Annotated in this window: 11 protein-coding genes and 1 pseudogene; 7 read left to right on the top strand and 5 right to left on the bottom strand. The window is 48.9% G+C overall.

Features of this window, described 5'->3' with window-relative positions; translation table 11 throughout:
- Window positions 1–133 precede the first annotated feature (133 nt).
- The gene (locus C7B82_RS31850) at window positions 134–298 is read left to right on the top strand and encodes a hypothetical protein (RefSeq protein WP_181357308.1); all 165 of its coding nucleotides are present in this window, start codon (window positions 134–136) and stop codon (window positions 296–298) included.
- A 54-nt stretch (window positions 299–352) separates the two neighbouring features.
- Window positions 353–445, top strand: coding sequence for a DUF4113 domain-containing protein (locus C7B82_RS34930; RefSeq protein ID WP_422632144.1), 93 nt, complete (start codon window positions 353–355; stop codon window positions 443–445).
- Between the two features lie 91 nt (window positions 446–536).
- Here C7B82_RS34930 and C7B82_RS01810 read toward each other — a convergent pair whose 3' ends face one another.
- The gene (locus C7B82_RS01810; protein WP_106254604.1) at window positions 537–737 is read right to left on the bottom strand and encodes a hypothetical protein; all 201 of its coding nucleotides are present in this window, start codon (window positions 735–737) and stop codon (window positions 537–539) included.
- 348 nt (window positions 738–1085) lie between these two features.
- Between C7B82_RS01810 and C7B82_RS01805 the strand changes: the two genes are divergently transcribed.
- Window positions 1086–1652, top strand: coding sequence for an Hsp20/alpha crystallin family protein (locus C7B82_RS01805; protein ID WP_106254603.1), 567 nt, complete (start codon window positions 1086–1088; stop codon window positions 1650–1652).
- Window positions 1653–1739: 87 nt separating this feature from the next.
- Here the strand turns inward: C7B82_RS01805 and C7B82_RS32925 are convergent, their stop codons facing one another.
- Window positions 1740–1919, bottom strand: a complete 180-nt coding sequence (locus C7B82_RS32925; RefSeq protein ID WP_219903907.1) for a hypothetical protein — start codon at window positions 1917–1919, stop codon at window positions 1740–1742.
- Between the two features lie 62 nt (window positions 1920–1981).
- On the opposite strand from C7B82_RS32925, the gene C7B82_RS01800 reads away from it, so the two are divergent.
- Window positions 1982–2443 carry a GerMN domain-containing protein gene (locus C7B82_RS01800; protein ID WP_219903905.1) on the top strand — a complete coding sequence of 154 codons (462 nt, stop codon included), beginning with the start codon at window positions 1982–1984 and terminating at the stop codon, window positions 2441–2443.
- Between the two features lie 264 nt (window positions 2444–2707).
- On the opposite strand, the gene C7B82_RS34100 is transcribed toward C7B82_RS01800, so the two are convergent.
- The 3 genes from C7B82_RS34100 to C7B82_RS01790 all read right to left on the bottom strand — a co-directional run bounded on the left by C7B82_RS34100 (window position 2708) and on the right by C7B82_RS01790 (window position 4285).
- A complete protein-coding gene (locus tag C7B82_RS34100; RefSeq protein ID WP_281258904.1) occupies window positions 2708–2839 on the bottom strand; it encodes a hypothetical protein in 132 nt (43 codons plus the stop codon).
- Window positions 2840–3017: 178 nt separating this feature from the next.
- Window positions 3018–4079 carry an ATP-dependent 6-phosphofructokinase gene (locus C7B82_RS01795; protein WP_106254601.1) on the bottom strand — a complete coding sequence of 354 codons (1062 nt, stop codon included), beginning with the start codon at window positions 4077–4079 and terminating at the stop codon, window positions 3018–3020.
- A complete protein-coding gene (locus C7B82_RS01790) occupies window positions 4076–4285 on the bottom strand; it encodes a DUF2949 domain-containing protein (protein WP_106254600.1) in 210 nt (69 codons plus the stop codon). The genes C7B82_RS01795 and C7B82_RS01790 overlap by 4 nt, the downstream gene beginning before the upstream one ends.
- A 724-nt stretch (window positions 4286–5009) precedes the next feature.
- On the opposite strand from C7B82_RS01790, the pseudogene C7B82_RS01785 reads away from it, so the two are divergent.
- From C7B82_RS01785 to C7B82_RS01775, 3 genes and pseudogenes are all read left to right on the top strand, one after another.
- Window positions 5010–5531, top strand: a pseudogene (locus tag C7B82_RS01785) (pyruvate kinase); the annotation flags it as partial.
- A 207-nt stretch (window positions 5532–5738) separates the two neighbouring features.
- The gene (locus C7B82_RS01780) at window positions 5739–7310 is read left to right on the top strand and encodes a phytoene desaturase family protein (protein WP_106254599.1); all 1572 of its coding nucleotides are present in this window, start codon (window positions 5739–5741) and stop codon (window positions 7308–7310) included.
- Complete coding sequence (locus C7B82_RS01775) at window positions 7307–7750, top strand: hypothetical protein (protein ID WP_106254598.1); 444 nt, start codon at window positions 7307–7309, stop codon at window positions 7748–7750. The genes C7B82_RS01780 and C7B82_RS01775 overlap by 4 nt, the downstream gene beginning before the upstream one ends.
- Window positions 7751–7880: the final 130 nt, after the last annotated feature.

Below are 7880 nucleotides of genomic sequence, written 5' to 3'. Positions count from 1 at the left end.
CGGTCTTCTGGCTTCTGAGCCGGTGCTTGAGGTCTGTTTCCGTTTCGGTGATAGCGAGCTTGTAAACGCCTGCCATAGCTGCTGCTTGAACGCCATAGCTACTTTATACCATCTGTAGCCTAACCTTGAGGAATTGGTATTACTGCCTCCTGCACTGAAAGCACCGACAGCTATCTTTAAACCAGGGTTTGCTTACTACAAAGCGGCGATCGTGGCACCAGAACTCGTGGAAGCAGCGTTGGTTCAAACGAGCCTCTTTGATGAGCCATCCTCAGCTAAGAGTCAGCAACTCATGTAGCCATTCGACCAGATCAATCGCCAGTTGGGATCTGGAGCCATTAAATATGGCGCTGTGGGGCTCAAGCAAGACTGGCAGACACGACTCGGCTATCCCTCGCAACGATACACCACGCAATGGGACGAACTGCCGATCGCAAAAACATGACCTGACGGGCAGAAAGATGAGCGGCTTTCGACTCATACGATCGTTTCATTCAGGCTCATGTCGCGCTATTAGTGTGTCGCCCAGCTCAGCGCTAACTAGCCATGCTTGCAAACGATGCCGTTGGGCTAAGCGATCGCTCCCAGGTCTTCTGGGGAACAGAGACCACACGCAACGGTTTCACAACGCTGGGTGACTTCAGCGAGTAGACCAGAAAGGCGACAGCCACGTAAGCAAAGAGAAAATATTCCACTACGGTAGCGGCAAGGGTCAAAACGTCTTGAAGATTGTCCATGTCATGTCGCCTCAAGCTTTAGTCTCACTGTCTCACCACTCGATTACATTGTCTGTTGCAAGCGACACCTGACCCGCGATCGCTACCAGACAATGCGATCGTACCGAGTGGGCTGGAAACCTGATTCTGTCGTAAAGAATCAACACTGTTTTCCTTGTCTGAGACTTGATCCAGAAGCCCGATGTAGAAAGACTTGTGGCGTCATCTTGCACTTTTTAGGGTTATGTCGGCTCAACCCCTTTTAATCCCTCACAAGTTCCTCAAATTGTTTGTCTACCGTATGAGTGTGGGCAAACAGGTTGCCCTGATCAATTTACAACCTTACAAGCATTCAGGGAGGAAAACAGTATGTCGCTCATTCGTTGGCAACCCCTTAAAGAACTGGACACGCTGCGTCGCCAGATGAATCACCTGTTTGATGAAATGATACATAGTGATCGCGAGTTCGATCAATTTCCCCAACTTGAGAACGCACTCTGGGCACCAGCGATCGAACTCAAAGAAACGGACAAAGACGTGATTTTGAAAGCCGTAGTACCTGGCATTGAAGCGAAAGAGCTGGATGTTCAGGTCAGCGAAAACGCCGTTTCCATTACCGGAGAACATCGGGAAGAGAAATGCACCGAAGAGAAGGGCTACTTCCGTTCGGAATTGCAGTATGGTCAGTTTCAACGCACAGTGCCCCTGCCAGTCTCTGTCAAACATGACCAGGTTCAATCTGAATTTAAAGATGGCGTGCTGACACTGACACTTCCCAAAGCTGAATTATCCCATCGGAATGTGACCAAAATCGATCTAACAGCACAACAAAAAGCACGGGAAACGGTTGTGCAGCAACGTCAACATGATGAACACCTGCAAGAAACGATGCATGAGCGCGCAGCCGAGGAGATGGGTTCAGCAGTTGCTCACTAAAATTCACGTCGTCTACCTGAAGAAGATTGCGAAGATTGAAGATTGTTTATAGCCGTTTGAGAACTGCTGCAGCTTAACAGGAGTTGTCTATGAAAACCCATGATGCTTATTCAACTCACCGAAGCGCGATCGTTGGTGTTGAGCTGCTCCTGTTAATAGCGGCAGGAGGAGGCGTTTGGTGGACTTGGCAAGCATCAACGCCAACCGCTTCAAATCAGCAAGCTGCTCCAACAAGAACAGATAAAATGCCTGCGGCTTCACATCCACAGCCAGCTCCTTCACAATCGCAAGCAGCAGTGAGTCCTCAACTCACAAAGCCATCAGCATCTTTGAACAGACCCCAAACCAGGGATCTGCAACCAGAAAGTTATTGGTTGAAGGTCGATGGACAACGGATTAGCCTGGTGCCTCACCGGATTGCACTCAATGCAGCGGTGTCTTCTGAGCAGGCACTCATGGAAGGAATCATCAATCTTCTTGCCAATCCCACGGGAGGCGATCGCAGTAGTGCCATTCCAGTAGGCACTCGCTTACTGAGTTTGCGCATGGCTCCAGAAGGGATCTACGTTAACCTGTCCCGTGAATTTAGTCAGGGCGGCGGTAGTAGCTCAATGATTTATCGAGTGGCTCAGATCCTCTACACCGTCACTAGTCTTGATCCAACCGCAAACGTATATCTCTCAGTTGAAGGACAATTTTTGAATGAAAAACATCCCTTGGGTGGCGAAGGGCTGATCTTGAGACAACCCCTCACACGACAACAATTTGCGAAAGATTTCTCCCTTTCCTAATCCTGCTCGCCCATACTCCTCATACTCCTAGTGACAACGGGAGGCGTGCATCCATTGTGGCGCTGCTGCAAATCGCTATCGAACAAGGAATGAAAGCAGAAGATGCCTTCCAGAGGGTTGAAAACCTAGACTTACTCAGTGATTGATCGCAAGAGAGGATGCAGTCATGCTGAAAGTAAGCGTCGTTTTTGGATAGGCTCTTAAAATATTTGCTCTACCAGGAAGTTAACAGGCAATTTTGAGCAGCCGGTGTTGAATAACCGCTCAAGCGATCGCTGTTTTAGCAAGGCGCTGGTATTCTGTGGCATTAAATCTGGCATCTCTTGCCAGCAATGGCGGCAGAAAAAAGCAGTTTGATGATGGCGAAAACAGCGCACCATCGGATAACCACAGCAAGGACAGTCTCTCATAAAAGTTTTCGCACCTATTTGTAATCACTTCTTTAGCGAGATGGCTGATATCGTGTTCGCTACCTGGTTGTCACAAGCATCTCATCCAAAGATGAGGAATTTGTGAAGCCCTCACAGACTAAAGAAGCATGAATAGATTTTAAATTGCTGTAATCTAAAGGATTTTACTGACCCACATAAATGCCTAGTGCGCGTGCTGTTTGGACTAACTCGCTACAGGGGGCAACTGCGAGCGGGCTGTGATCGCAAACCTGGTTAATTGGAACAGCAACCACCTGTCCATTCTGCCAAGCCACCATTTGATTGAATTGACCTTTTGCAATCAGATCAACCGCAGCTCTACCAAAAGCAGCAGCCGTCAAGCGATCGAGCGCCAAAGGAATACCGCCTCGCTGAATATGTCCTAAAACAGAAACTTTTGTATCGATCGGATAGTCGCTGACTTTGGCAATACAATCCGCAATATATTGCCCTCTACCGCAGGATGGCTTCTGATTGGGTTGACAGGTTGCGTCATGGGCAGGATGAATGCCTTCTGCCACGACCACGATCGCAAATTTACGTTGCCAGCGATTGCGCAGTTCGGCTAAATGGCTACACAACTCTTGAATAGAATAGGGGATTTCGGGAATCAAAATCACATCGGCTCCACCTGCAATGCCAGAGTGCAACGCCAGATGCCCCGCCTCGCGCCCCATGACTTCTACCACCATCACGCGATCGTGACTCGACGCTGTAAACGTCAGCCGATTCAGCGCATCGGTAATGGTATTCACCGCCGTATCGAAGCCGATCGATCGCTCTGTGAGCGCCACATCATGATCAATTGTTTTTGGAATGGCAATGAACTGCCAATGACCCTGGAATGCCAATTGATTCAAAATGGCGATACTGCCATCACCGCCAATGCCAATCAATGCATCTAGTTTCAATGCCTGATAGCTAGCAATGATTTCATCCATACAAGCCAGGGTATTTCCTTTGTTGATGGTGCCTAAGATCGTTCCACCCATGCTGAGGAGTGGATCAATGCCGCGTAGATCGAAACTATGCATGTGGAGCGGAATCACCTGACGTTCCAGCAGCCCTTGAGTGGCATACGGAATCCCTAAGACCTGCCAATCATAGGAAAGGGTGGCATGGCTCACCACGGCTCGAATCACGGCATTGAGTCCAGGGCAGTCGCCACCACTCGTAAGAATCCCCAGTCGTTTTTGTGTGTTCATCGCAGTTCTACCTGAAATGCCTGTTCCAGCCAATCAAAAATCTGATTTAACTGCGCTAGGGTCACCAGCCCATACTGCCAAAGGATCATGGGCAACAAGCTAGGACTTTGCTCAGGATGCCGTAAAGCAAGCTGAAGACCGGCATCAGGAATCATCAAATCATCCTGCAAAAAACGTATGAATTGGGCAAGCTCTCCAGTTTTCATCGTTGCTCCTCCGAATACCGTTGCTTTGAGGGTAGACGATAAATCTGAGGAAATTGTGAGCTTTGTTTTCTTCACAAGTCCCTCAGATTCTTGACCTACAGTTAGCCTCAGAGGAGTCAGTATCGTTTGGGACAAACAGCCGTTTGTCCTGACAGTCCATGGTGTGCCCATCCTGCAAAGGATTATCGATCCCGCCTTCAGTTACAGCCGTTTTCAGTTGGGTGCACCACAGATCAATTAAGCGTCATTGGTCATTCGTCACTTGTAGTTGACCAATGACCAATGATCAAAGCCAAAGACTTGTGGCTTAATCGATTGAGAACCGCTGTAAAAGACGTTTGGTCTCCCAAATGGTGGGTGATTTCTACTCTAGAACAGCCTCAAGCAGGCGCGATGTTTGACTACTCCACGTCCGATCTCTCTATCCTTGTACGTTGTTAAATACCCTACAACAACTGCGGCAGGTGATCGTTCAGGAAGGGCAGGATATTTTTGACTAGTGGCGATCGCGTCAGCGTTGCGGAGCAACATCGCAGATCCAGCGCCATGAGTTTCTCAGTGGTCTCAATCTTGCCTATTACCTGGCGCTCCGACGACAGGATTTACGCCCTTTACAAGCGGCCTTAATGCCCTGCGGATTGTCTTCTTTGGGTCGATTGGAAGCGCGAGTGATGCCGATTTGAAACTCAGCCCACTGACGGACAAGGATTGACAGGATTTAGATTTTGTCGCTATCCATGCCGATATTGTGGGCTATTCCTTTGTGCAATCTGCCGAGGACATGAAACAACTCCAGCAGGAGTTAGCCGCTCGGATGCATCAACGCCGCCAGATTGCCATTATGGCGAAGATTGAAACGCCTCAGGCTGTGAATCATTTACCAGAGTTGATTGTGCAAGCGGCGGTTCAGCAACCGTTTGCGGTGATGATTGACAGAGGCGATTTGGCGATCGAGATTGGGTATCAACGGTTGGTCGAAATGCAGGAAGAAATTCTCTGGCTCTGCGAAGCCGCTCATATTCCCGTGATTTGGGCGACTCAGGTGCTAGAGAGTCTGGTCAAAAAAGGCATTCCCTCGCGGGCAGAAATGACGGATGCGGCAATGGCAGAGCGGGCTGAGTGCGTCATGCTCAACAAACGTGCCTTTGTTGCCGAAGCTGTCACGATTCTGGATGATGTTTTGACTCGGATGCAGGCGCATCAATTGAAGAAAACACCGCAACTCCGGGCGCTGCACTCTTGGTGAACCGTGGTTAGAGACTGCAAAGCCATAAACCCTTTGTAAAAGTGGATTTAGCCAATTTATCCTCACAACTTCCTCAATTTGTTGACCTAATCTAAAGAAACGCGGGTGGTGCTGAACAGCAGCAAGTATGGAAAGATGCCGTTCATCCCACCTCAAATTCATCCCTTGATTTAGCAACGTCGAAACCCGATCGCGATGGGAGACAAAATGAAAAGTTTTGATTATGTCATTCTGGGCGCAGGGCTAGGCGGACTTTCTGCCGCTGCCTGTCTTGCTCGCCAGGGTCATGAGGTCGCCGTTTTAGAAAAACACTATTTACCCGGTGGCTGCTGCCACACCTTCGATTACGGCGAGTATCGCTTTTGTGCCGATGTGCATTACATTTCGCAATGTGGTTCTGGTCAAACGATCAATCAATTGCTCAACTATCTTGAATGTAATGTTCCATTCAACTCGCTTGATCCAGATTGTATCGATCGCGTGATTACGCCTGAGGTTGACTTCAAAATTCCACTGGGATGGGAAACCTTGCGTACTCGCTTACTGGCAACGTTCCCAGAAGAGCATGTCGCCATCAATCGCTACTGCGATGAGATTCGAGCACTCCATCAAAGCATGCATCATTTGGTACAGGACGTTCACTGGTACGACCAAAAATGGTTCGATTGGTTGAAGCTACCTAAGTATTGGAACCTTTTCTCCAAGCGAGATTGGACACTGCAAGATCTGTATGACCATGTTGGACTCTCACCCAAGCTGCAAAACCTGTTGGCGGGGCAAAGCGGTGATTATGCTCTACCCCCCAATGAAATCGCCCTCCTGACCCACACGTCTCTCGTTTGGGACTATTCCGAAGGCGCATACTACCCCAAACATCACTTCAAACATCTGGTGGACACTCTTGTGGAGGCAATTACCGCCAGCGGTGGTGTGGTGCAGCTTTCAACACCAGTGGAGCAGATTGAAGTGTGCGATCTCCAGGTGCAACATGTCATCACAGCCGAGGGCGATCTTTATCACGCGAAAAAAGCCTACATTAGCGACCTCGATCCTAAGCTCACCGTGGGTCTGATGCATCCCTCTGATGCCTTAAGTCCGCGTGAACATCATCGCCTGACCGACTATCAATATTCAGCCAGCGCATTCAACATTTACCTGGGCTTAGATCGTCGCTTTGAGCCTGAACGCTATGGCATCGGCAACTGGAATCTCTGGTACTATCCAACGGGCAATCTCAACCAGGAATATCAAAAACAGTTGCAGGGCGATCTCAGTCATCCGTGGATTTTTCTCTCTTGCCCCACGATGAAATCCCACGAACCGGGTATGGCTCCCCCAGGGCATCACGTTCTGGAGATTGCCACCGTCTGCCCCTATGAACCATTTGAACAGCTCCACAAAACCGATCTCAAAGCCTACAAAGCCAAAAAGCGGGAATTCTACCAACAAATCATGACCAGTGTTCGCGATTTAATTCCCGACGTGGATGCTTATATTCGCATGAAAGTTTTCGGTACACCAACCACCAGTGAATATTACCTGGGGCAACCCCAAGGCAATATTTATGGTGCCAAGTTGATTCCGCAACAGGTAGGGCTGAATCGGTTGGGCTATACGACCGAATTGCCCAATCTCTTCTTTGTTGGAGCCAGTGCAGGCTATCCCAGCGTGCCCGGTGTGATTGGTAACGGCATGGATGTGGTGGAACTGATCACGGGGCGATCGGTGTGGAAGCAGCAGGAAGGCTCGCAACAACTGGTAGGGAGCAAACGACTATGACCGTGAATCATCGAGAGAAAATTATTACGTTGTGGGCAGTCTTTCTCTTAGGCACACTCTTTCATACCCAACTTGGCTTGATGCCACTGTTCCACAACCAAAGCGTGGCGATTTCGGAAGCCCACGGAGGAGGGTCTATTGCCTGGATTCTATGGCTCATGTTGGGCTTTTTTACAGTCCCCATGATGGCAATAATTGCAACGCTCTTCACTGATTCAAAACGCTATCGAAAGCTGCACTTTGGGGTAACAATTTTCTATTCAGTGATGAATTTAGCTCATGTGATTGCTGATTCACTGGTACAGCCGATCGCATGGCACCAAATCGCTTTAATGGTTCTGTTATTTGCGATCGGGCTGTTGCTTAATCTCGTTTCTTTTCAATGGATGCAAGCACGAAGCTATGGCAATCTATTGCGGGAACGTGAAGTATCTCTGTAATATTTTGTGACTTCTCAATGTAGTTGGAATCGCTTTTTAACGCTTGCCAAAAGGATGCTCCTACCATTGCCAGTTGTTCCGCTTGATAAGGCGCAAGCGCTTGTAGAGCAACAACCAGAGCAACAACCTG

It is taken from the genome of Stenomitos frigidus ULC18 (assembly GCF_003003795.1).
In the GTDB taxonomy this organism is placed as follows: domain Bacteria; phylum Cyanobacteriota; class Cyanobacteriia; order Leptolyngbyales; family Leptolyngbyaceae; genus Stenomitos; species Stenomitos frigidus_A.
This window is presented reverse-complemented; position numbering and strand designations above follow the sequence as displayed.